A 22143-nucleotide genomic window follows, 5' to 3' on the forward strand; every position below is an offset into this window, starting at 1 on the left:
GTCACGCCCACGTCACCACGGAGATCGCCGGTGGCGGACACTCCACCTGCGGGGCCGGACGCGGCACGCGCCCGCATGGACTGGGTCCGCAGCCTCAGCGCTTCCCGCGGATCCGCTTCTCCCGCACCCGCACGTTGATCTGTACCGGCGTGCCGGTGAACGGGAACGTCTCGCGCAGCTTGCGCTCGAGGAAGCGCCGGTAGCTGGCCTCGAGGAACCCCGAGGTGAACAGCACGAACGTCGGCGGCCGGTTCTGGGCCTGCGTCGCGTAGAGGATCTTCGGCTGCTTCCCGCCGCGTACCGGCGGCGGGGTGGCGGCGATGACGTCGGAGAGCCACTGGTTGAGCTGGCCCGTCGGGATACGGCGGTCCCAGTTCTCCAGCGCGGTCCGCATCGCCGGGGCGATCTTCTGCACCGATCGTCCGGTGCGGGCCGAGATGTTGACCTTCTCCACCCACGGGAACCGCACCAGCGCCCGCTCGAGCTCGCGCTTCATCGCGTAGCGGCGGTCCTCGTCGACGAGGTCCCACGTGTTCATGGCGAGCACCAGCGCGCGGCCGGCCTCGGCGACCTGGGTGGCCACCCGTAGGTCCTGCTCGGCGATCGGCTCGGAGGCGTCGAGCAGGAGGACCGTGACCTCGGCTGCCTCGACCGCGGCCTTCGTGCGCAGGCTGGCGTAGTACTCCATGCCACTGGCCTGGTTGACCTTCCGCCGCAGACCGGCGGTGTCGACCAGCTGCCAGGTCTCGCCGTCGATCTCGACGAGCGAGTCGACCGGGTCGGTCGTGGTGCCCGCGGTGGCGTCCACGACGGCGCGGGTCTCGCCGGTGAGCTGGTTGAGCAGCGACGACTTGCCGACGTTGGGCTTGCCCACGAGCGCCACGCGCCGCGGGCCGCCCTCCAGGTCGACGTCGTCGCGGGGGGACTGGGGCATCACGTCGAGCACGGCGTCGAGCAGGTCGCCGGACCCGCGGCCGTGCAGACCGGACACCGGGTACGGCTCCCCGAGCCCGAGCCGCCACAGCGCAGGGATCTCGCTCATCCCGCGCTCGTCGTCGACCTTCGTGGCACACAGCAGCACCGGGAGCTTGCTGCGCCGCAGCGTGCGGGCGACGGCCTCGTCGACGGTCGTGGCTCCCACCTGGCCGTCCACGACGAGCAGGATCGCGTCGGCGGTGCGCATCGCGGTCTCGGCCTGGGCCGAGATCGCACCCTGCATGCCCTTGGCGTCCGGGACCCAGCCGCCGGTGTCCAGGAGCGTGAACCGCCTGCCGTTCCACAGCGCGTCGTAGGCCACCCGGTCCCGGGTCACGCCCGGCACGTCCTGCACGACCGCCTCGCGGCGGCCCAGGACCCGGTTGACCAGCGTCGACTTGCCGACGTTCGGGCGCCCGACGACGGCGAGCACCGGCTGCGCCGGGCGGCCCTCCGCCGTGTCGTCATCAGGGAGTTCCAGCTCCGCGCCGAATCCGGCGGGGAGTTCCTGCGTCACGTCATCCTCCGTTCGGCATCCCGGTCTGCACCAGAGCCGGGATGAGCATGCCGCGGTCCGCGGCCAGGTCTTCGAGACGGTCGAGGACGCCCTCGACGTCCAGGACCGAGGTGTCCACCTCGACGGCGTCGTCGGCGGCCCGCAGCGGAGACGCGGCGCGCGACGAGTCGAGGTGGTCACGACGGGCGAGGTCGTCGCCCGTCGTGGTGGTGTCGGCGGCGCGGCCCGCCGCGGTGTCCTCCGCGCTGCGGCGGCCGGCGCGGGCGTGGTCCGACGCCACCAGGTAGATCTTCAGGGCGGCGTCGGGCTCGACGACGGTGCCGATGTCGCGGCCCTCGACGACGATGCCCGCGCCGTCCGCGACGGTCTCGGCCACGATGCGGCGCTGCTCGGCGACCAGGTGCTCACGGACCTTCGTGAACGCGGACACGGCCGAGACGTTGCGGGTGACCTCGGCACCGCGGATCTCGGCTCCGACGTCCTCACCGTCGAGCCGGACCCGCGGCTCGGCGGGGTCGGTGGACATCGCGAGATCGGCGGTGGTGGCGACGGCGACGGCGTCGTCGTGCCCCTCGGCCTCGGTCCTCGTGGCGTCGAGCGCGATCCCGGCCCGCATCACCGCGAGGGTGGCCGCCCGGTACATCGCTCCGGTGTCGAGGTAGCGGGCGCCCAGGCGCATCGCCAGCCCGCGCGCGGTGGTGGACTTGCCGGTGCCCGAGGGTCCGTCCACCGCCACGACTCCCTGGAGCACCCTGTCCGGCCGGTCCACGGCACGCCTCCCAGCGGTCTCGACACCCGTCCGGGAGTCCATTGTGCCTTACGGCTAGAGCCCGACCGCCTTGTACAGGGCCCCGACCTCGTCACGGCCCAGCTTGCGCAGCGTGCCCACCCGCTGGTTGCCGAGATGGACGTCCCCGACGGCCGTGCGCACCAGGCGCTCCACCGGCTTGTCGACCGCCTCGAAGATCCGGCGCACGATGCGGTTCCGGCCCTCGTGCAGCTCCACCTCGACCATGACCCGCGAGCCGGACCGGTCGATCACGCGGAAGCTGTCGACCGCGGCAGGACCGTCGTCGAGCTCGACGCCTGCGCGCAGCTGCTTGCCGAGGTCCTTCGCGATCGGGGTGCGGATCTCCGCGAGGTAGGTCTTCGGGATCTCGTACGACGGGTGCATGAGCCGGTTCGCGAGCTCACCGTCGTTGGTGAGCAGCAGCAGGCCCTCGGTGGCGGCGTCCAGGCGCCCGACATGGAAGAGGCCCTTCGTCCCCGACGCCTTCTCGAGCACCACGTCGCCGACGCACCGGCGGCCGTGCTCGTCCCACATCGTCGAGAGCATCCCCTCGGGCTTGTTCAGCGCGAGATGGACGGTCTCGGTGTCGGTCACGACGCGGTTGCCGTCCACGTGGATGACGCTGGCGTCCGGGTCGACGCGCCGACCCATCTCCTTGACGACCTCGCCGTCGACCTCCACCCGACCCTGGCGCATCAGGATCTCGGCCTGCCGCCGCGAGGCGATCCCGGCCTCGGCGAGCACCTTCTGCAGGCGGATTCCCTGTTCACCCTCGGTCACGGGAGTCCAGGGTAGCTGGCCCCTACAGCTCGTCGATGTCGTCCACCTCGGGAAGGAGCGGCGCGATCGGGGGCAGTTCCTCGAGCGAGCCCAGACCCAACCGCTCCAGGAACATCTCGGTGGTCCGGTAGAGCGTGCCGCCCGTCGCCGCGTCCATGCCCGCCTCGACGATGAGCCCTCGCGCGGTGAGGGTCCGCATGACACCGTCGACGTTGACCCCGCGGACCGCCGACACCCGCGAGCGCGTCACCGGCTGCCGGTACGCGACGACGGCGAGGGTCTCCAGGGCCGCCCGTGTCAGCCGGGCCCGCTGCCCGTCCAGCACGAAGCGCTCCACGTACGGGGCGAACCGGGCGCGCGAGACGTACCGCCAGCCCTCGTCGGTGGCCCGCAGCTCGAAGCCCCGGTTCTCGTACGACGCGGCGAGCCGCCGCAGGGCCTCGGTCACCCGCGCCGCCGGTTCCTCGAGCACCTCGGCGAGCTGCCCGGCGGGCACCGGGGCGTCGACGACCATGAGGACCGACTCGATCGCGGCGTCGAGCTCGGCGTCGGACGAGAGTGACGGGAGCTCGTCCTCGTCCCCACCCACCCCACTCACGGCGCCTCCGGGTCGAGCGCCGCCGTCCCGCGGTCGTCGGACCCGGGCGCCCACCGGACGGCGAGCTCGGCGAACGCCTCCTCCTGGTCGAGCGCGACCTGGCGGGACCGGTACATCTCCAGCACCCCGAGGAAGCGTCCGACGACCTCGATCCCGTGCGTCGCGTCCTCGCACAGCTGCGCGAACGTCAGCCGCCCGGCGTCCTGCAGTCGCCCGGACATGATCTCGACCTGCTCGGGGACCGAGACCGTCGACGCGTGCAGGTGGTCCAGCCCGACCATCGGCGGGGGCGAGGGACGGAACACCGCCGCGGCGATCTCGGCGAACCCGGCCGCGTCGACGCCCAGCTCCACCGGCGGCAGCAGCGAGGCGAGTTCCTCCGAGAGCGAGACCGCCCGCGGGTAGCGCCGCCGCGCCGTCCCCTCCAGCTCCCGGAACAGCGCGGCGACCTGCTGGTAGGCGCGGTACTGCAAGAGGCGGGCGAACAGCACGTCGCGGGCCTCGAGCAGCGCGAGGTCGTCCTCGTCCTCGACCTCCGCGGCCGGGAGCAGGCGCGCCGCCTTCAGATCCAGCAACGTGGCGGCGACGACGAGGAAACCGGTCGTCTCCTCGAGGTCGGCCCCGTCGCCGAGGGCCGCGGTGTAGGCGATGAAGTCGTCGGTCACCCGGTGCAGCGCGACCTCGGTGACGTCGAGCTCGTGGCGCCCGATGAGCTTCAGGAGCAGGTCGAACGGGCCGGTGAAGTTCTCCAGGGAGACCTGGAAGCCGGTCCGCTCGTCGTCACGGTCCGGCGCGACCCGATCGGAGACCGCCGTCACCGGGCGATGACCTCTCGTGCCAGCGCCCGGTAGGCCTGGGCGCCCTGCGAGCGGGTCGCCCACCGGGTGATCGGCTCGCCGGCCACCGTCGTCTCCGGGAAGCGGACGGTCCGGTTGATGACCGTGTCGAACACCAGCTCACCGAACGCCTCCACCACGCGGGCCATCACCTCGCGGGTGTGCAGGGTGCGCGGGTCGTACATGGTGGCCAGGATGCCGGTGATCGCCAGCTCGGGGTTCAGCCGGTCCTGCACCTTCTCGATCGTGTCCATGAGCAGGGCCACCCCGCGCAGCGAGAAGAACTCGCACTCCAGGGGGATGAGCACCCCGTCGGCGCAGGCCAGCGCGTTGACGGTGAGCAGGCCGAGCGACGGCTGGCAGTCGACGAGGATGTAGTCGTACCGGTCGAGTGCGGGGGCGATGGTGCGCCCGAGGGTCTGCTCGCGCCCGACCTCGGTGACCAGCTGCACCTCGGCGGCGGACAGGTCGATGTTCGAGGGCAGCAGGTCGACGTCCTCGACGCCGGTCGGCCGGATCACGTCGTCGATCGTCACCGACCGTTCCATGATCAGGTTGTAGATGGTGGTGTCCAGCTCGTGGGGCTGCACACCGAGGCCGACGGACAGCGCGCCCTGCGGGTCGAAGTCGACGAGCAGCACCCGGCGGCCGTACTCCGCGAGCGCGGCCCCCAGGTTGATGGTCGAGGTGGTCTTGCCGACCCCGCCCTTCTGGTTGCACATCGCGAGGACGGTCGCCGGGCCGTGCGACGACAGCGGTGCGGGTTCCGGGATCTCGCGGCGGGGTCGAACCGTCGGGTCGAGCGGATCGCCCGGCGACCCGCCCGTGGCGCCTGCCCCGGCGCTTCCCTCCGGACGCCCCGGGTCCGGCGGCGGGCCCATGCGCAGGGACTCGGCGTCGAACAGCGGTGCCGACATGCCGCCGAACCTCCTCCTGCCCCGTCCCGTCGGGTCCTCCGACCGGACCACCACTGTGGGTGGACACGCCGCGACCCCGGTCACCGCTCAGGCTAGGCAGACGGTCCGACCGGAGCCATCGCGACTCGCCGGGTGTGGCGCGTTCGCCGTTCGGGCACGTTCGTCGGATGACTCGCGTCACAGGATCCATCACCGAGAGCACACCGCGCTCGGTGCTGGGCCGCGCCCTGGGTGTCCTGAGCGCGTTCAGCGACTCCTCGCCCGAGCTCGCCCTCGCCGACATCGTCGCCGCGACGGGGCTCCCACCGGCCACCGCGCACCGTTTCGTCGCCGAGCTCGTGGAGTGGGGCGCCCTCGAGCGGGTGGGGCGGGGCCGCTACCGGATCGGGATGCGGCTCTGGCGCGTCGGCGCCCTCGCCCCGTACGCCCGCAACCTGCGCGAGGCCGCCCTGCCTCCGATGCAGGACCTGGCGGCGGCCACCGGTCACGTGGTGCACCTGGTCGTCCTCGACGGGACCCGTGCGCTGTTCGTCGAGCGCCTCGCCGGGCAGCACGACACCACGGTGCGGTCCCGGGTGGGACGCGACATGCCACTGCACGCGAGTGGGCCGGGCAAGGTGCTGCTCGCGCACTCGCCGTCGTCGCTGGTCCACGAGGTCGTCGCGCGGGGCCTGCCACGGCTGGCCCCCGGCACGATCACCGAGCCCGCCCTCCTGCGCGAGGCCCTCGCCGACATCCGTCGCACCGGGTACTGCTTCTCCCGCGAGGAGATGACCGAGGGCGCCGCGTCGGTGGCCGCCCCGATCAGCGACGCCGAGGGGCACGTGGTGGCCTCGCTCGCCGTCGTCGTCCCCGTCTCGGCGGCCCTGCCGCCGTTCCTCCCGGCGGTGCAGATGGCCGCGGTCGCGGCCTCGCGACGGATGAGCAGGCGGGCGGATTGACCTGATGTTCCGGTGAGTGAGAGAAGCTGCTGACCTGCGCGGTCCGCCGCTCCCATACTCCGAGCACGGGTCGTGACTGCGCTGTCACACCCTGCTGGGAGGTGGCTCATGTCCGGACCGTCGACAGCGGAGGCCGCCCCGGCCGCCTCCGGGTGGGTGCGGGGACTGTGCTGGTCCGCGGTGGCCCTGGAGGGCTACGACCTCGTCGTGCTCGGCGTGGTGATCCCCGTCCTGCTGCGGGACCCGACCTGGGCGCTCACCCCGGCGAGCGCCTCGCTCGTGGCCACGGTGGGTCTGGTCGGCGTCATGATCGGGGCGCTCGCGGTGGGCCCGGTCTCCGACCTCGTCGGGCGGCGCCGCACGCTCGTCGCGACGGTCGTGGTGTTCTCCGTGCTCAGCCTCGCCTGCGCCGCCGCGCCCGGGGTGACCGCGCTGGTGGTGCTGCGGTTCCTCGCGGGCCTCGGACTCGGCGGGGTGCTGCCGGTGGCCCTCGCGATGGTCGCCGAGCACGCGCCGACGCGCCGGGGCAACGCTGCGACGACGATCATGATGACCGGCTACCACGTCGGTGCCGTCGCGGCCTCGCTGCTCGGGATCTGGCTGATCAGCCGGCTCGGGTGGCCGGTGATGTTCGCGCTCGGCGCGGTGCCCTCCCTGGTCCTGGTGCCACTCATGCTCACCCGCCTGCCGCGCGACTCCGCGCCCGCACGGACCGAGGGGACGGCCAAGCGGGTCCAGAACCCGATCCGTGAGCTATTCCGCGACGGCTACGCGCGCCCGACGATCGCGTTCTGGGTGGCGTCGTTCATGGGCCTGCTCCTGGTCTACGGCCTGAACACGTGGTTGCCGGAGATCATGCGCAGCGCCGGCTACCCCCTCGGCGCCGCGCTCGCCCTCCTGCTGACGCTGAACGTCGGCGCGGTGATCGGACTCCTGATCGGCGGGAACGTCGCGGACCGCATCGGTGTCCGGCCCGCGACCATCACCTGGTTCGCGCTCGGGGCGGTCTTCCTCGCGCTGCTCTCGGTCCGCCTGCCGGGCTTCGGGGTGTACGCGATCGTGCTGCTCGCGGGCGTCTTCGTGTTCTCCGCGCAGGTTCTCGTCTACGCCTGGGTCGGGCGGCTCTACCCCGCCGCCGTCCGGGGATCGGCTCTCGGCGCGGCGAGCGGGGTCGGTCGCCTCGGTGCCATCACCGGTCCGGCGCTCGGTGGGGCGCTGCTCGCCGCGGGCCTCGCGTACCCGTGGGGCTTCTACGCGTTCGCGCTGGTCGCGGCGCTGGGGGCGCTCGCCGTCCTCGCGGTGGGCCGGCCCCGTGGTGCGGTCGAGGCCCGGACCGAGCCGGAGCCCGACCACGCCGCGACCGACCGCACCGCGACCTGACCGCACTGCGACCTGACCGCACTGCGACCCGACCACACCGCGACCCGACCGCCGAGAACACCCGAGAGGAGCGCCGGTGGAGGACGCCCGGTTCCCGCCCGACCCGCAGCACGCCGTCCTCCGCCCGGGCCCCTCGCCCGCCGGGCCGTTCTCCGTGACCGCCTGGGCGGCCGCGATCACGAGCGACACCCTCGGGCGTGCGAGCAATGGCCCCCTGTCGGCGTGCTCTCCCTTCTCTGGCGAGCGGGGGGCGCCATCCACTCAACCCGGCGCGAGCTCGGCGGCGGCGGACCCGGACCCGGCGCCCACCCCGACGACGGGCGCCGCGCCTGCCGGCGGGTCGCGGACCGTCCGGGACGCCGCGTTCGACGTCCTGCGACGACGCGGCCTGGACCGCCTGTTCGCCAACCCCGGCTCGACCGAGATCAGCCTGTTGACCGATCTGCCCGACGACCTCGACTTCGTGCTCGCCCTGCACGAGGGCTCCGTCGTCGGCCTCGCCACCGGGTACGCGACGGCGACCGACCGGCCCGCGCTGGTCGTCCTGCACACGACGGCGGGTCTGGGGAACGCGGTCGGCGCGCTCGCGACCGCGCGGGTGAACCGGACGCCGCTGGTCGTCGTCGTGGGCCAGCAGGACCGCCGCCACCTGGCCTCGCGCCCGTTCCTCGCCGGCGACCTCGACGGGCTGGGCGGCACCTACCCGGTGTGGACGAGCTCCCCGGTGCGACCCCAGGACGTCCCGGGTGCCCTGGACCGGGCCTTCCACGAGGCACAGACCGCCCGCGGCCCGGCGGTCGTCGTCGTCCCCAGCGACGACTGGGCCGAGCCCGCCGATCCCCGCGCCATGCCGAGCCCGGTCGAGGTGCGACGCGGGCGTGCCCCCGACCCGGACGCCGTCGCCGAACTGGCCGCCGTCGTCGGAAGCGCGCGCTGCCCGGCGATCGTCGTGGGCGCCGACGCCGACGGCACGGCCGCCTGGGATGCGCTCGTCGGCCTCGCCGAGCACCTGCTCGCGCCCGTGTGGCAGGAGGCGTTCGCCGCGCGGGCCGGGTTCCCCCAGGACCACCCGCTCTTCGCCGGGCACCTGCCGCCGGAGCGGGCCACCCTCCGCGCGGCGCTCGGTGCGTACGACCTGCTGCTCGTGGTCGGCGCGCCGGTCTTCCGCCAGTACCAGTACTCCCCCGGCGAGCTCGTGGAGCCGGGCACGACGATCGTGCTCGTCGGCGACGACCCCGAGGACGTCCACCACAGCCGTGCCGATCTGGCCCTGCTCGCCGATCCGGCGCTCACCGTGACCGCCCTGACCGCCGCCCTCCCTACGGTGAGCCACGCCGGCCCCACCCCGCACGAGGGGAACCCTCGGGCCGCAAGAGCGGCCGGATCCTCCCCTCGCGACCCCGTCGTCCGGGACAACGGCGCCGACGACCCCGCCGGCCCCCTCGCCGCGCCCGCGGTGTTCGTCGAGCTCGCGGCACGGCTGCCCGCGGAGGCCGTCGTCGTCGAGGAGACGCCGTCCTCGCGCCCCGATCTGCACCGGCTCGTCCCCGCCCGGGCCCCGTTGGGCTTCCTGTCCGCCGCGCAGGGTGGGCTCGGGTTCGGGGTGCCCGCCGCGATCGGTGTGCGGATGGGCGCGCCGACGCGGCCGGTGGTGGCCGTGGTGGGTGACGGCTCGACGCTCTACGGGATGCAGGCGCTCTGGTCGGCCGCGCACTACGGCGTCGGCGTGCTCGTGCTCGTCATGGACAACGGCCGCTACGCGATCATGGACCGGCTGGCCTCCGAGGCGGGCGGGAAGGCCCCGTGGCCGGGCTTCGCCGAGGTCGACGTGGCCGGCCTCGCGACCTCGCTCGGCTGCCCGGCGCGTCGGGTCACCACGCACGGGGAGCTCACGGAGCTGCTCGACGACGTCGTGCCCGGGCTCGCGCAGCGCGAGACCCCGCTGGTCGTCGTCTGCACCCTCCGGCCTCGCGAGCACGGTTCCGCGCTCTAGCGACCGCCGACGTCCGGTACCGCGGGACCGACGCGTCCCGCGCCCGAGGCCCCGACAGATGGTGTGTGCGCCGCGCGTCGACCCCCGGAGGCACTCGGCCGGCCGGCGCACCTCACATCCGTGTGACGGCCGTGCGTCGCGGATCGCGCCCGGCGTCACCGTCTCGTGAACACGGTGCAACACCCCTTCACCCTGCGGCGTGAACGTGGCTCACTCGACGTCGAGATTGGTCGAACCACTTGACCACTCGGACCTCTCGGGGCAGCCGCCGTCGCCCTGCCCGGACCTCCCCCGAGCGCCGCCTCGGGCCGCGAAGGGACGCTCATGTCCAGCACCACCACCGAGCGACACGCGCTCGAGTCGGAGTTCGAGCACGAGCCGGTCCCGACGACGCACCGCCGGTCGCTGCGGTCGGTCTCGGCCGTCTGGTTCGGCTTCCCGATGGTCTTCACCAACGCCGTGTTCGGCGGCACGATCGTCTACGGCCTGGGCCTCTGGCCGGGCATCGCGGCGATCCTGGCCGGGAACCTCGTGCTGTTCGCCTACGTCGGTGCGCTGAGCTACCTCGCCGGGCGGACCGGCGAGAACTTCGCGCTCACCGCGGCGCGCACCTTCGGGCGCAGCGGGACGAAGGTCGCCGCGGGGTTCCTCTCGACGGTGGTGATCGGCTGGTTCGCGTTCCAGACCGGGCTGACCGGGTCCACCCTCCACGAGGCCCTCGGCTGGAACGAGGCGGTCGTCATCCTCGTCGCCGGGGTCCTCTACATCGGGGTCACGTTCATCGGGGTCCGCGCGCTCACCGTCATCGGGATGGCCGCCGCGCCGCTGTTCGTGGTCCTCGGGGTGGTCGCGCTCGTTCTCGCTGCTCGACCCGGCGCGCTGTCTGCCGCGTCGGCCTACACCGGCGGTGGCGCCGGGGCGACCGTGCTCAGCATCGGCGCCGCGATCACCATCGTCGTCGCCGGCTTCGCGGACTCCGGGACCATGACCGCCGACTTCACGCGCTGGTCGCGCACCGGGCGGGAGGCCGTCCTCGCGGCGTTCTCCGCGTTCCCCGTCGCCAACCTCGTGTCGCTGCTCGTCGGCGGGCTCGTCGTCGCCATCGGGGCTTCGGCCGACCCGGCGAGCAACGGCGGGGACTTCCTGCCGATCCTGACCTCGCACGGAACCCTGCTCGCCGCGGTCGCGGTGGTGTTCGTGTTCGTCAACCTCGGGTCGGTGTGCGCGCACTGCCTCTACAACGGCGCCGTGGGCTGGAGCCAGATCACCGGCGGCCGGATGCGGGTCCTGACGATCGTGCTGGGCGCGGTCGGCGTCGTGGCCGCACTGGCCGGGGTCTGGGAGCACTTCGCGGACTGGCTGAACCTGCTCGGGATCGTCGTCCCGCCGATCGGGGCCGTGCTCATCGTCGACCAGTTCGGGGTGCGCCGGCTCGCCGCGCGGTCCGACGCCGTCCCGGCGTGGCGGGTCGCGCCGTTCGCGGCGTGGGCACTCGGCTCGATCGCGGCTGCCGTGGTCCACGTGTGGGCACCGGGGCTCTCGGAGGCCCTTGCCGGTCTCGCCGTGGCCGCGGTCGCCGCCGTGCTCCTGTCGCTGCTCCCGTCCCGGGCCACGTCGTCACCAGGTGGGTCGGGCACCCCGTCGTCGACCGAGGCCGGGACGGACGACGAGGTCGTGACCCGATGACCGCCACGACCGACCCGACCGCGACCACCTCGAGCACCGCGATGAGCGCCACCGCGATGGCGGCCGCGATCCGGTCCGGTGCCCTGTCCCCGGTCGAGGCCACCGAGGACGCGCTCACCCGGGTCGACGCGCTCGACGGGACCCTGCACGCCTTCTGCGAGCTCACCGCCGAGTACGCACGGGCGCAGGCCCGGGCGGTCGGGCAGGCGCTCGCCCGTGGTGAGGAGGTCGGACCCCTGGCCGGGGTGCCCATCGCGGTCAAGGACCTGATCTCGACGGCCGGCATCCCCACCCGCAGCGGGTCGCCCGCCTACGAGGACTTCGTCCCGGACGAGGACGACGTGGTGGTCGAGCGCGTCCGCGCGGCGGGCGCGGTGCTCCTCGGCAAGACGACGGTGCCGGAGTTCGGCTACAGCGCCGTCGGCCACAACCCGATCTCGCCGACGGCCCGCAACCCGTGGGACCCGACGCTGACCCCCGGCGGGTCGAGCGCGGGGTCGGGCGTCGCGGTCGCCACCGGCATGGCCCCGCTGGCGCTCGGCAGCGACGGCGGCGGCTCGGTCCGCATCCCGGCGGCGCACTGCGGGATCGTCGGGTTCAAGGCCTCGATGGGCCGGGTCCCCGCCTATCCGGGATGCCGCGACGAGCGCTACCCCGGCGTCTCGAGCTGGGAGAGCCTCGAGCACATCGGGCCGATGACCCGCACGGTCGACGACGCCGCGCTGCTCATGTCGGTCCTCGCCGGCCCGGATCCGCGCGACCGGCACTCGCTGCCCGCCGGGGACGTGTCCTGGCTCGACGCCACCCGCGGCGACGTGCGGGGGCTCCGCGTCGCCTACAGCGCCGACTGGGGCTACCTCGCCGTCGACCCGCAGGTGCGCGAGATCGCCGCGCGGGCGGCGGGGGTGTTCGCCTCCGAGCTCGGGTGCGAGGTCACCGAGGCCGACCCCGGATGGGACGACCCCTCCGGCTCGTTCTGGGGCATGGTCATGGGCGACACGGACCTGACGGGCATGCGGGCGATGGTCGCCGAGCACGGCACGCGGATGTCCCCGCATCTGGTGGACCTGATCACTCGGCGCTGGACCGCCGAGGAGCTGACCGACGCGCAGGTCGTCCGCAAACGGGTCGTCAACCGGATGTGGCGGTTCATGGCCTCCTACGACCTGCTGCTCACCCCGACGCTGACCGTGCCGCCGTTCCCCGTCCACATGCAGGGGCCGGAGAAGGTCGACGGCCGGATGGTCCCGCCGTCGGCCTGGCTCGGCTTCACCCAGCCGATGAACATGACCGGGCAGCCCGCGATCAGCGTGCCCGCCGGGTTCACGCGCGAGGGCCTGCCGGTGGGGCTGCAGATCGTCGGGCGCCACCTCGCCGACGGCGACGTCCTGCGCGCCGCGGCCGCCTACGAGCAGGCTGCCCCCTGGATCGACCGATACCCGGAGGTGGCCCGATGACCGACGTCCTGCTGCGCGATGCCCGACTCCCGGACGGGACCGGCCCGGTCGACATCACCGTCGACGACGGCCGGATCACCGGGATCGGGCCGACGGATGCCTCGGCTGGGGCTTCCGGCGCGACCACGGTGATCGACTGTGCCGGATACGCGGTGATCCCGGGGCTCATCGAGCCCCATCTGCACCTGGACAAGGCGCTGCTCGACGCCGAGGAGCCCAATCCCGACGGCACCCTCGCCGCGGCCATCGAGATCACCGGCCGCCTCAAGGCCGCCTTCACGCGCGAGTCGGTGGCCGAGCGTGCCGGGCGCCTGCTCGAGCAGGCCGTCACCAATGGCACCACCGTGATCCGCGCCCAGCCCGACGTCGACCCGATCGTCGGCCTCACCGGGCTCGAGGCGATGCTCGCGCTGCGCGAGTCCTACGCCGACCTCGTCGACCTGCAGGTCGTCGCCTTCCCCCAGGAGGGGATCCTGCGCTCGCCGGGCACCGAGGACCTGCTGGTGGAGGGCCTGCGCGCGGGCGCCGACGTCGTCGGGGGCTGCAGCTACCAGGAGGCCACGCTCGAGGACTGCCGGGAGCACGTCGACCGGGTCTTCGCCCTGGCCGAGCGCTTCGGGGTGCCGGTCGACATCCACGCCGACCTCGCCGACGACACCTCCGACCCCCGCTACGCCCTCGCCGAGCACATCGCCGAGGCCACCCGTGCGCACGGCATGGGCGGGCGCGTAACCGTCGGGCACATGACCTCGCTGGCCGGCCTGGCGCCCGACGCCCGCAAGCGGGTCCTGGGCGAGCTGGCCGACGCGGGCGTCGCGGTGGTCGTCCTGCCGATGACCGACATGCACCTCGGGGGCCGGAACGACGAGGTCAACGTGCGCCGCGGCATCGCGCCGGTCCGCGCCCTGCTCGACGCCGGGGTGCGCACCGGGCTCTCGTCGAACAACGTCCGCAACGCGTTCACCCCGTTCGGCATCGCCGACGTCCTCGACGTCGCCCTGTTCCTCGCCCAGACCTCCCACCTCGCCGGGCCCGACGACATGGCCCGACTCGTCCGGATGGCCACCGACGACGCCGCGGCGATCGTCGGCCGGTCCGACCGGCACGGCCTGCACGTCGGCGCCGACGCCGACCTCGTCGTCCTCGCCGCGCCCACGCCCACCGAGGCGCTGCTCTCCCGCGCCCACCGCCGCGTCGTGCTCAAGCGCGGCCGGATCGTCGCCACGACCGAACGCACCGTCCAGCTGCACCGTCGCCGCTGACCCGACCCTCACGAGGGGTACTCCATGCGACTGCGACTCCCGAACGAGATCATCTCCTCGATCCTCGCCGCCACCACCGCCTTCATCGGCGGCAACGCCCTCAACCTGCCGGTCTGGGGGATCTTCATCGGCTGGGCGGCGACCTTCCTGGCCGGTGGACCGCACCGCGCGACGTTCCTGAAGCTCTGGCCGACCATGGCCGCCGGCTCGACGTTCGCGCTGGTCATCGTGCTGCTCGACACCGCGCTGAAGCCGACCTCCGGTCAGCTCGCCCAGGACGCCGTCCTCGCCGTGATCATCCTGGTGGTCAACACCGCGCTGATGTACGCCGGTCGGACGCGGGCGCTCGCGCTGATCCCCGGCATGTTCCTCGGGTTCGCGTCCTACTTCGCGACGATGTTCGGCGGGTTCGGCTTCGCGCCGCAGAACCCGTGGGCCGCGTGGGCGTCGGTGCTGGTGATGAACGCGCTCGGCCCGATCTTTGCGCTCGTCGCGCACACGCTCGCCTCCCGCGGCGCCCCCGAGGACGGCGCCCCCGAGGAGACCGCCGTGGCCGCGCCGCCGGCGTCGTCGGGCGATCCGGCCCCGCAGCACTGACCCGTCGTAGTGATCAACTCTCCCAGGAGCCTCGTCGATGACCGTTCCCCCGCTCCCCCACCGCCGCACCGGCGGTGTCGGGGTCGAGATCGCCGCGCATCTCGAGCGCCTCATCGCCACCGGTGAGCTGGCCCCGGGCGCGAGGCTCCCGGCCGAGCGGGAGCTGGCCGGGTCCCTCGCCGTCTCGCGGGGCTCGGTCCGCGACGCGCTGGGGCACCTGGAGTCGAAGAGCCTCGTCGAGCGGGTGCAGGGCCGCGGCACGGTCGTCTGCCTGCCGCCCGCGCAGGTCGGCGAGCTCTACGCCGGGCTGGACGAGACCGAGAAGGAGCTCGCCGACGTCGCGGAGCTGCGCGCCGTCGTCGAGCCGCGCATCGCCGAGTTCGCGGCGCTGCGGGCCACCGCCTCGGACCTACTGCAGCTCGACGACATCCTGGACCGCTCGCACGACGGCGTCGTCACCGGTGACTCGGTGCGCCTGGACATCGAGTTCCACTCCGCGCTGGCCCGCGCGAGCCAGAACCCGCTGCTCGCGACCGTCAACACGCTCGCCTGCTCCTGGACCCCCGACGTCCGCCGCCGCTCGCACACCACCCGTCGGGCACGGCGGGTCTCGGTCGAGGGCCATCGGCTGATCCTCACGGCGGTCCGTGCCCGCGACGGCGACGCGGCGCGGGCGGCGATGTCCGACCACCTGCGCGCCGTCGCCGCCCTGACCCGACTCGCCACCGACGACGGAGAGGCCCACCCATGACACCGGCCCCAACCATGGACCCCGAACGCATCGCGAAGGCCCTCGCCGCCGTCCCACCGGTGGACCGCGCGGACGTCTCCGGTCACCACGTGCCGTCGACCCCGGAGACCGTCTCCTGGGGCTGGATGCCCTCGGTCACCGACGGTCCGGTACTCGAGGTCGCCCCGGGCTCCGTCGTCTCCGTCGACACCGTGAGCCACGAGGGGATCCTGGGCGACCAGGGGCGCGACCCGGTCCGGTTCTTCGGCGGGTTCGGGATTCCCGAGGACGGGGTGCTCACCGACGCGGCCGCGATCGCGACGTCGACGCTCCCCCACGACCCGGCCGCCGACGGACCCCACGTCGTCACCGGCCCGATCGCGGTGACCGGCGCCCGGCCCGGCGACGTCGTCTCGATCACCGTGCTCGACCTCGTCCCCCGCGTGCCCTACGGGATCGTCTCCACGCGGCACGGCCTCGGGGCCCTGCCCGGCGAGGTCGTGGGGCAGGAGCCGGTGTTCAGCGCGTTCTGCCTGATCGAGGACGGCGTCGGGTCGATCGCCCTGCGCGCGGACGACCCGCACCGGCGCGCCCGGTTCCCCCTCGCCCCGTTCCTCGGGTTCATGGGGGTCGCGGAGCAGGAGCGGGTGCACTCGGTGGCGCCCGGGCGCCACGGCGGCAACATCGACGTCCGGCTGCTCGGGGTGGGCGCGACGCTGCACCTGCCGGTCCAGGTGCCGGGTGCGCTGGTCGGGGTCGGCGACCCGCACTTCGCCCAGGGCGACGGCGAGGTGGCCCTGACGGCGTTCGAGGCCCCGCTGCGCGCCACCCTGCGCCTCGACCTCGTTCCCGCCGACGAGGCCGCCACCAGGTTCGGGACGGTCTCCGGGCCGCTCGGCGAGACCCCCGACCTGTGGATCCCGATCGGTCTCGACCCCGACCTCGACGAGGCGATGCGCGACGCCGTCCGGGGGTCGCTGGACCTCCTCGTGCACTGCTACGGGATGGACCGTCGCCAGGCCTACGCCTACCTGTCGGTGGCCACCGACTACGCCGTCTCGCAGGTCGTCGACGGCACCAAGGGCGTGCACGGGACGATCCGCAAGGCGGACTTCGGGTGACCGTCGTCCTCGCCCCGGAGCCCGTGCCCGCCGGTCTGCTCGAGGCGTTCTGGGCCTACGACCGGGCGCTGCTCGCCAACGACCTCGACGCCCTCGCCGCGCTCTTCGCCCCCGGCGACGACACCCTGCGCGCCGACGCCTCCGGGATCCTCGTCGGGCACCACGCGATCACGGCGTTCCGCAGCGGGCGGACGGCGGTCCCGACCCGCAGCGTCGCGCGGGTGCACGTCCGCCCGATGGCACCCGGGGTGGTCACGACGATCGCCGAAACCCTCGGCGACGCAGGCACCCGGGGGCTGCAGACCCAGGTGTGGCGATGCGTCGAGGGCCGGTGGCGGGTGTGCGCGGCTCACGTCACGCAGCCCGGTCCGGGCCGGGCGTTCGACCCGTCGATCTGGCGTGTCGTCGGCTCGCCCCTCGTGGCGGGCGCGCCCTCCGGTCCGCTGTCCGGGTGCTCGGTCGCGGTGAAGGACCTGTTCGCGGTGCGCGGGCACCCCATCGGGGCGGGCAACCCGACGTGGCTGGCCGGTGCGGCGGTGTCCCCGGAGCACGCGGCCGTCGTCGCGGCCGTGGTGGAGGCGGGCGCCGACGTCGCCGGGATCGCCCGCACCGACGAGTTCGCCTACAGCCTGGCGGGCACCAACGCGCACCACGGCACCCCGCCCAACCCCGCCGCGCCGGACCGGATCTCCGGGGGCTCCAGCAGCGGACCGGCGTCGGCCGTCGCGGCCGGGCAGGTCGACATCGGGCTCGGGACCGACACGGGCGGCTCGGTCCGCGTCCCGGCCTCCTACCAGGGCCTCTTCGGGCTCCGGACCACCCACGGAGCCGTCCCGCGGGTCGGCATGCTGCCGCTCGCCCCGAGCTTCGACACGGTCGGCTGGCTGACCCGCGACGCGGCGATGCTGGAGCGGGTCACGACGACGCTGCTCGCGACGGCAACGCGGGCGCCGTTGCGCCGCGGCGTCGTCGTGCCCGCCGTCCTCGACCGGGTGGACGCCACTGTCCGTGCGGCGTTCGACGAGGCGGTGGCGGGTCTCGCACTGGACCGGGTCGACACCGTCTCGCTCGCCCCGGAGGTCCTGGCGGCCTGGGGCGCCGCGTTCCGCACCGTGCAGGGGCACGAGGCCTGGGGCGTGGACGGCGCCTGGGTCGCTGCCCACCCGGGCGCGCTCGGCCCCGACGTCGCCTCCCGGTTCGCCACGGCAGCCGAGGTGTCCGACGAGGAGGCCGCCGCGGCCCGCGTCGTGGTCGCCGAGGCCCGGGCGACCCTCCGGGCGATCCTCGAACCCGGCGTCGCGCTGCTGCTGCCGGCCACGTCCTCCCCCGCGCCGTCGCGCGCCGCTGAGCCCGGCGACCCCGTGATCGAGGCCGCCCGCGCCGCGACGCTGGGCCTGACCTGCCTCGCCGGCCTGGCCGGTGCCCCCGCGGTGTCGATGCCGCTCATGACGGTCGACGGCGCGCCGGTGGGACTCTCGGCGATCGCCGCCCCGGGCGCGGACCTGGATCTCGTGAGGTGGGCTTCGCCCTCGTGAGCACTTTCCGGTGCCATAGCCCCCGAAAGTGCTCACAAGGCCGGAGGCCACCTACCGGGAGCGCGGGTGCGACGTCGCGAACACCTCGCGCAGCGAGTCGACCGTGACCAGCGTGTAGATCTGCGTCGTCGTGACCGACGCGTGCCCGAGCAGCTCCTGCACCACGCGCAGGTCCGCGCCGCCGTCGAGCAGGTGCGTCGCGAACGAGTGCCGCAGGGTGTGCGGTGAGATCGCCTGGGTCAGGCCTGCCCGCTCGGCCGCCTCCCGCAGCACGTTCCATGCGCTCTGCCGCGAGAGCCGTGCCCCCCGCGCGTTGAGGAACAGCGCAGGCGTGCCCCGGCCGCGCGTCGCGAACCCCGGCCGTGCCCGCACCCGATAGGCCTCCAGCGCCGCGAGGGCCGGGCGCCCGACCGGCACCAGGCGCTGCTTGCCGCCCTTGCCGGTCAGCACGACGGTGCGCTGCTCGGCGTCCACGTCGTCGACGTCGAGGTCGGTGATCTCGCTGATCCGCGCCCCCGTCGAATAGAGCATCTCGAGCAGCGCGCGGTCGCGGACGCCGCGCGGGTCGTCGTCGGGCGGGGCCTCGAGCAGACGCTCGACCGAGGTCACGTCGAGTGCCTTGGGCAGGCGCTTGGCCGCGGCCGGCGGGTGGACGTCGGCGGCGACGTCCCGGGCGACGAGCCCCTCGGCCAGCGCGAACCGGTGCAACCCGCGCACGGCGACGACGGCGCGGGAGGCCGAGGACGTCGCGAGCGGCGGGTGGTCGTCGTCCCCGCGGCGCAGCGCCACGAGGAACTCCCCGACGTCGGTCTCCCGGACCTCGGCGAGCTCGACGCGGCCGGCGCGGGCGAGGTGCGCCAGGTAGCGCCCCAGGTCTCGGCGGTAGTTCGACAGCGTGTGCGGCGACATCCCGCGCTCGACGTCGAGGTGGTCGAGGTAGGTCGTGACGGCGTCGACGAGCTCGGGCGCGGGTTCGGCCATCTCGCTCGCCGTCATGTCCCCACCTCCCGGGCGACGCTAACCCGCAGGCGCGCCGTCGCGGGTGACCGACGCGATCCCGCGCGGCACCCCGCTCGCCATGATCACGAGCACCAGGGTCAGCTCCGACGGCCGCCGAGCCTGCGCCCTGTGCCCCTCGCCAGCGAGGCCGAGCTCAACCCTGCCGGCGCGCCGGGTACCGGGTCGGCCGGTCGATCCAGGGCGCGTCGACGGGGCGCGGGCTGAACCGCCCGGCGACGACCTCGGCCGCCGCGAACACCCCGGCGATGCAGGGGCCGTTGACGAGGTCACCCGACATCGCCCCGGTCACGAGGTCCGCCAGCGGCACGCGCCGGATCACCAGGTCAGCCTCCTCATCGTCGGCCGCGGCGGGGCGGTCCACGTCGTGCAGCCCGCGGGCGAGGAAGACCCGCACCGACTCGTCGGCGAACCCGGGGCAGCCGACGACGTCGACGAGCGTCGACCAGTCGTCGGCGGTGACCCCGACCTCCTCGACCAGCTCGCGCTTCGCCGCCTCCACCGGCTCCTCGCCCGCTCCCCCGTCGAGGAGCCCCGCGGGCATCTCCCAGATCCGGCGCCCGATCGCGGGGCGGTACTGGTGGATCATCACCAGGCGGTCGTCGTCGTCGAGCGCGGCGATCGCGACCGCGCCGAAGTGCTCGACCTTCTCCCGCGTGGCGACCCGCCCACCGGGCATGCGGACCCGGTCCCCGCGCAGCGCGAAGATCGCGCCCTCGTACAACAGCTCGGAGGAGACGACGTCGAACGTGTGCGACGGGTGCCCGGCGTGCGGGTCGACCAGCGTCAGCGGCGTCCGCGCCACCGGCGGTGCGGTACCCGACATGCTCGACGGACCTGCCGTGCCCGACGGGTCCGCCGTCACCGCGACGCCGTCTGACGCACACGGACCCCGTCGCTGCCGTTGACCCCGTCCGCCTCGGAGCCCCCGGTGCCCTCGCCGTCGCCGGCCGTCGGGGCCTCCGGGTCCGCGGCGGTGACCTCCTCGTGCCCGTGGGAGAACAGCCGCGACGACGCGTCGTGGCGCAGGGCCGCGGCGACGAACGCGGCGAACAGCGGGTGGGCGCGCGTCGGGCGCGACTTGAGCTCCGGGTGCGCCTGGGTGCCGACGAAGAACGGGTGCTGGGCGCGCGGCAGTTCGACGAACTCGACGAGCGTCCCCTCCGGCGAGGTCCCGGAGAACACCAGCCCGGCCTCGGCGAGCCGGTCGCGGTAGGCGTTGTTGACCTCGTAGCGGTGCCGGTGCCGCTCGGAGACCCGGCCGGTTCCGTAGGCGGCGCGGGTGATCGTGTCCGCGGTGAGCACCGCCGGGTAGGCGCCGAGGCGCATCGTGCCGCCCATGTCCCGCTCGCCGGCGACGACGTCGGTCTGATCGGCCATCGTCGAGATCACCGGGTGCGGGGTCGACGGATCGAACTCCGCGGAGTTGGCGTCGGTGAGCCCGGCGAGCGCCCGGGCGGCGTGGATGACCATGCACTGCAGGCCCAGGCACAGTCCGAGCGCGGGGATCTCGTGACGGCGGGCGTGATCGAGCGCGCCGATCTTGCCCTCGATGCCGCGCACCCCGAACCCGCCCGGGACGAGCACCCCGTGCACCCCGGCGAGCGCGGTCGCGGCACCGGCCGGTGTGGCGCAGTCGTCGGAGGGCACCCACCGCATCTCGACCTTGGCGCGGTGCGCGAACCCGCCCGCGCGCACGGCCTCGGTCACCGAGAGGTACGCGTCGGGGAGATCCACGTACTTCCCGACGACGGCGATCGTCACGGCTTCGGTGGGCTGGTGGACGCGTTGGAGCAGATCCCCCCAGACCGTCCAGTCGACGTCCCGGAACGGCAGCCCGAGCCGGCGGACCACGTAGGCGTCGAGGCCCTCCGAGTGCAGCACCTTGGGGATGTCGTAGATCGAGGGTGCGTCGGGGCAGGCGACGACGCCGTCGTCCTCGACGTCGCACATCAAGGAGATCTTGCGGGTCATCTCCTCGGGGATGAGCCGGTCGGCGCGCAGGACCAGGCCGTCGGGCTGGATACCGATGTTGCGCAGCGCCGCGACCGAGTGCTGGGTCGGCTTGGTCTTGAGCTCACCGCTCGGCGCGAGGAACGGGACGAGCGAGACGTGCAGGAAGAAGCAGTTGTCCCGGCCGATCTCGTGGCGCAACTGCCGCGCGGCCTCGAGGAAGGGCAGCGACTCGATGTCGCCGACGGTGCCGCCGATCTCGGTGATGACGACGTCGGGGCCGCTGTCCTGCGTCGAGCCGCGCCGCGCTGCGTCCCCCTGGCCCTCCCCGCTGTCCTGCATCGCCAACACCCGCGACTTGATCTCGTCGGTGATGTGCGGGATGACCTGCACGGTGTCCCCGAGGTACTCGCCGCGGCGCTCCTTGGCGATCACGTCGGAGTACACCTGGCCGGTGGTGACGTTGGCGCGCGCGGAGAGGTCGCGGTCGAGGAAGCGCTCGTAGTGCCCGATGTCGAGATCCGTCTCGGCGCCGTCCTCGGTGACGAAGACCTCGCCGTGCTGGAACGGGTTCATCGTGCCGGGGTCGACGTTCAGGTACGGGTCGAGCTTCTGCATCGTGACCCGCAGCCCGCGGCTGGTGAGCAACTGGCCGAGGCTCGACGCGGTCAGACCCTTGCCCAGCGAGGACGCGACGCCCCCGGTGACGAACACGTGCTTGGTGGTGCGTGCGTGCTGCACAGCGGCTCCCCGCGGTTCGGGCGATCACAGGAGACGATCGATCTGCCGACCCTCGGGACCTCACCGTAACACTGCATCGTTTCCGACCCGGGCAGGGCGCACCGGAGGACGCCGGGCTCGCGAACGGCGCAGCGCCGCCCGAAACGAACGGCGCGTTCGTTGCACGGCACGCAACGAACGCGCCGTTCGTTCGATGATCTACGGCGACGACGCGACCGGCGGCCCGAAGATCTACGACGAGGCGGCGACCGACGGCCCGAAGATCTACGGCGAGGCGGCGACCGACGGCCCGAAGATCTACGGCGACGACACGACCG

18 protein-coding genes and 1 pseudogene are annotated in these 22143 nt (G+C 74.0%); 10 read left to right on the top strand and 9 right to left on the bottom strand.

Annotation, left to right across the window (positions count from 1 at the left end; all coding sequences use genetic code 11):
• Positions 1–94 precede the first annotated feature (94 nt).
• The 6 genes and pseudogenes from der to VGH85_06860 all read right to left on the bottom strand — a co-directional run bounded on the left by der (position 95) and on the right by VGH85_06860 (position 5377).
• Positions 95–1456, bottom strand: a complete 1362-nt coding sequence (gene der / locus VGH85_06835; GenBank protein ID HEY2173513.1) for a ribosome biogenesis GTPase Der — start codon at positions 1454–1456, stop codon at positions 95–97.
• 37 nt (positions 1457–1493) lie between these two features.
• Entirely contained in the window at positions 1494–2222 is a 729-nt protein-coding gene (cmk, locus tag VGH85_06840) for a (d)CMP kinase (GenBank protein HEY2173514.1), read from the bottom strand.
• Between the two features lie 93 nt (positions 2223–2315).
• Complete coding sequence (locus VGH85_06845) at positions 2316–3062, bottom strand: pseudouridine synthase (protein ID HEY2173515.1); 747 nt, start codon at positions 3060–3062, stop codon at positions 2316–2318.
• A gap of 25 nt (positions 3063–3087) precedes the next feature.
• Positions 3088–3651 (bottom strand): annotated as a pseudogene (gene scpB / locus VGH85_06850) (SMC-Scp complex subunit ScpB).
• 5 nt (positions 3652–3656) lie between these two features.
• Positions 3657–4478, bottom strand: a complete 822-nt coding sequence (locus tag VGH85_06855; GenBank protein ID HEY2173516.1) for a segregation/condensation protein A — start codon at positions 4476–4478, stop codon at positions 3657–3659.
• Positions 4475–5377: a ParA family protein gene (locus VGH85_06860; protein HEY2173517.1), complete on the bottom strand. Its 903-nt coding sequence runs from the start codon at positions 5375–5377 to the stop codon at positions 4475–4477. The genes VGH85_06855 and VGH85_06860 overlap by 4 nt, the downstream gene beginning before the upstream one ends.
• Positions 5378–5580: 203 nt before the next feature.
• On the opposite strand from VGH85_06860, the gene VGH85_06865 reads away from it, so the two are divergent.
• The 10 genes from VGH85_06865 to VGH85_06910 all read left to right on the top strand — a co-directional run bounded on the left by VGH85_06865 (position 5581) and on the right by VGH85_06910 (position 18115).
• Complete coding sequence (locus VGH85_06865) at positions 5581–6354, top strand: IclR family transcriptional regulator (protein HEY2173518.1); 774 nt, start codon at positions 5581–5583, stop codon at positions 6352–6354.
• A gap of 108 nt (positions 6355–6462) precedes the next feature.
• Positions 6463–7734, top strand: coding sequence for an aromatic acid/H+ symport family MFS transporter (locus VGH85_06870; protein HEY2173519.1), 1272 nt, complete (start codon positions 6463–6465; stop codon positions 7732–7734).
• Positions 7735–7810: 76 nt separating this feature from the next.
• A complete protein-coding gene (locus tag VGH85_06875) occupies positions 7811–9727 on the top strand; it encodes a thiamine pyrophosphate-dependent enzyme (GenBank protein ID HEY2173520.1) in 1917 nt (638 codons plus the stop codon).
• 324 nt (positions 9728–10051) lie between these two features.
• Positions 10052–11413 (top strand): cytosine permease, encoded by a 1362-nt coding sequence (locus VGH85_06880; GenBank protein HEY2173521.1) that lies wholly within the window; start codon positions 10052–10054, stop codon positions 11411–11413.
• Positions 11410–12870 (top strand): amidase family protein, encoded by a 1461-nt coding sequence (locus tag VGH85_06885; protein HEY2173522.1) that lies wholly within the window; start codon positions 11410–11412, stop codon positions 12868–12870. The genes VGH85_06880 and VGH85_06885 overlap by 4 nt, the downstream gene beginning before the upstream one ends.
• Positions 12867–14132: an amidohydrolase family protein gene (locus tag VGH85_06890; protein ID HEY2173523.1), complete on the top strand. Its 1266-nt coding sequence runs from the start codon at positions 12867–12869 to the stop codon at positions 14130–14132. The genes VGH85_06885 and VGH85_06890 overlap by 4 nt, the downstream gene beginning before the upstream one ends.
• 24 nt (positions 14133–14156) lie before the next feature.
• Positions 14157–14729 (top strand): DUF1097 domain-containing protein, encoded by a 573-nt coding sequence (locus tag VGH85_06895; protein ID HEY2173524.1) that lies wholly within the window; start codon positions 14157–14159, stop codon positions 14727–14729.
• Between the two features lie 37 nt (positions 14730–14766).
• On the top strand, positions 14767–15480 hold the full coding sequence (locus VGH85_06900; protein HEY2173525.1) for an FCD domain-containing protein: 714 nt from the start codon (positions 14767–14769) through the stop codon (positions 15478–15480).
• Positions 15477–16580, top strand: coding sequence for an acetamidase/formamidase family protein (locus VGH85_06905; GenBank protein ID HEY2173526.1), 1104 nt, complete (start codon positions 15477–15479; stop codon positions 16578–16580). Before VGH85_06900 ends, VGH85_06905 begins: the two co-directional genes overlap by 4 nt.
• Complete coding sequence (locus VGH85_06910; GenBank protein ID HEY2173527.1) at positions 16577–18115, top strand: amidase; 1539 nt, start codon at positions 16577–16579, stop codon at positions 18113–18115. Before VGH85_06905 ends, VGH85_06910 begins: the two co-directional genes overlap by 4 nt.
• Before the next feature lie 51 nt (positions 18116–18166).
• Here VGH85_06910 and xerD read toward each other — a convergent pair whose 3' ends face one another.
• From xerD to VGH85_06925, 3 genes are all read right to left on the bottom strand, one after another.
• Entirely contained in the window at positions 18167–19111 is a 945-nt protein-coding gene (gene xerD, locus VGH85_06915; protein ID HEY2173528.1) for a site-specific tyrosine recombinase XerD, read from the bottom strand.
• Positions 19112–19268: 157 nt separating this feature from the next.
• The gene (locus tag VGH85_06920) at positions 19269–19958 is read right to left on the bottom strand and encodes an NUDIX hydrolase (protein HEY2173529.1); all 690 of its coding nucleotides are present in this window, start codon (positions 19956–19958) and stop codon (positions 19269–19271) included.
• A 35-nt stretch (positions 19959–19993) separates the two neighbouring features.
• Positions 19994–21826: a CTP synthase gene (locus VGH85_06925; GenBank protein ID HEY2173530.1), complete on the bottom strand. Its 1833-nt coding sequence runs from the start codon at positions 21824–21826 to the stop codon at positions 19994–19996.
• Between the last annotated feature and the right edge of the window lie 317 nt (positions 21827–22143).

It is taken from the genome of Mycobacteriales bacterium, from assembly GCA_036497565.1.
Lineage (GTDB): Bacteria > Actinomycetota > Actinomycetes > Mycobacteriales > QHCD01 > DASXJE01.

Excerpts from the sequence above, each read along its gene's own strand:
- VGH85_06860 (HEY2173517.1), bottom strand. The coding sequence starts at position 5,377 with ATGGGCCCGCCGCCGGACCCGGGGCGTCCGGAGGGAAGCGCCGGGGCA.
- VGH85_06865 (HEY2173518.1), top strand. The coding sequence starts at position 5,581 with ATGACTCGCGTCACAGGATCCATCACCGAGAGCACACCGCGCTCGGTG.
- VGH85_06870 (HEY2173519.1), top strand. The coding sequence starts at position 6,463 with ATGTCCGGACCGTCGACAGCGGAGGCCGCCCCGGCCGCCTCCGGGTGG.
- VGH85_06880 (HEY2173521.1), top strand. The coding sequence starts at position 10,052 with ATGTCCAGCACCACCACCGAGCGACACGCGCTCGAGTCGGAGTTCGAG.
- VGH85_06885 (HEY2173522.1), top strand. The coding sequence starts at position 11,410 with ATGACCGCCACGACCGACCCGACCGCGACCACCTCGAGCACCGCGATG.
- VGH85_06890 (HEY2173523.1), top strand. The coding sequence starts at position 12,867 with ATGACCGACGTCCTGCTGCGCGATGCCCGACTCCCGGACGGGACCGGC.
- VGH85_06895 (HEY2173524.1), top strand. The coding sequence starts at position 14,157 with ATGCGACTGCGACTCCCGAACGAGATCATCTCCTCGATCCTCGCCGCC.
- VGH85_06900 (HEY2173525.1), top strand. The coding sequence starts at position 14,767 with ATGACCGTTCCCCCGCTCCCCCACCGCCGCACCGGCGGTGTCGGGGTC.
- VGH85_06905 (HEY2173526.1), top strand. The coding sequence starts at position 15,477 with ATGACACCGGCCCCAACCATGGACCCCGAACGCATCGCGAAGGCCCTC.
- xerD (HEY2173528.1), bottom strand. The coding sequence starts at position 19,111 with ATGACGGCGAGCGAGATGGCCGAACCCGCGCCCGAGCTCGTCGACGCC.
- VGH85_06920 (HEY2173529.1), bottom strand. The coding sequence starts at position 19,958 with ATGTCGGGTACCGCACCGCCGGTGGCGCGGACGCCGCTGACGCTGGTC.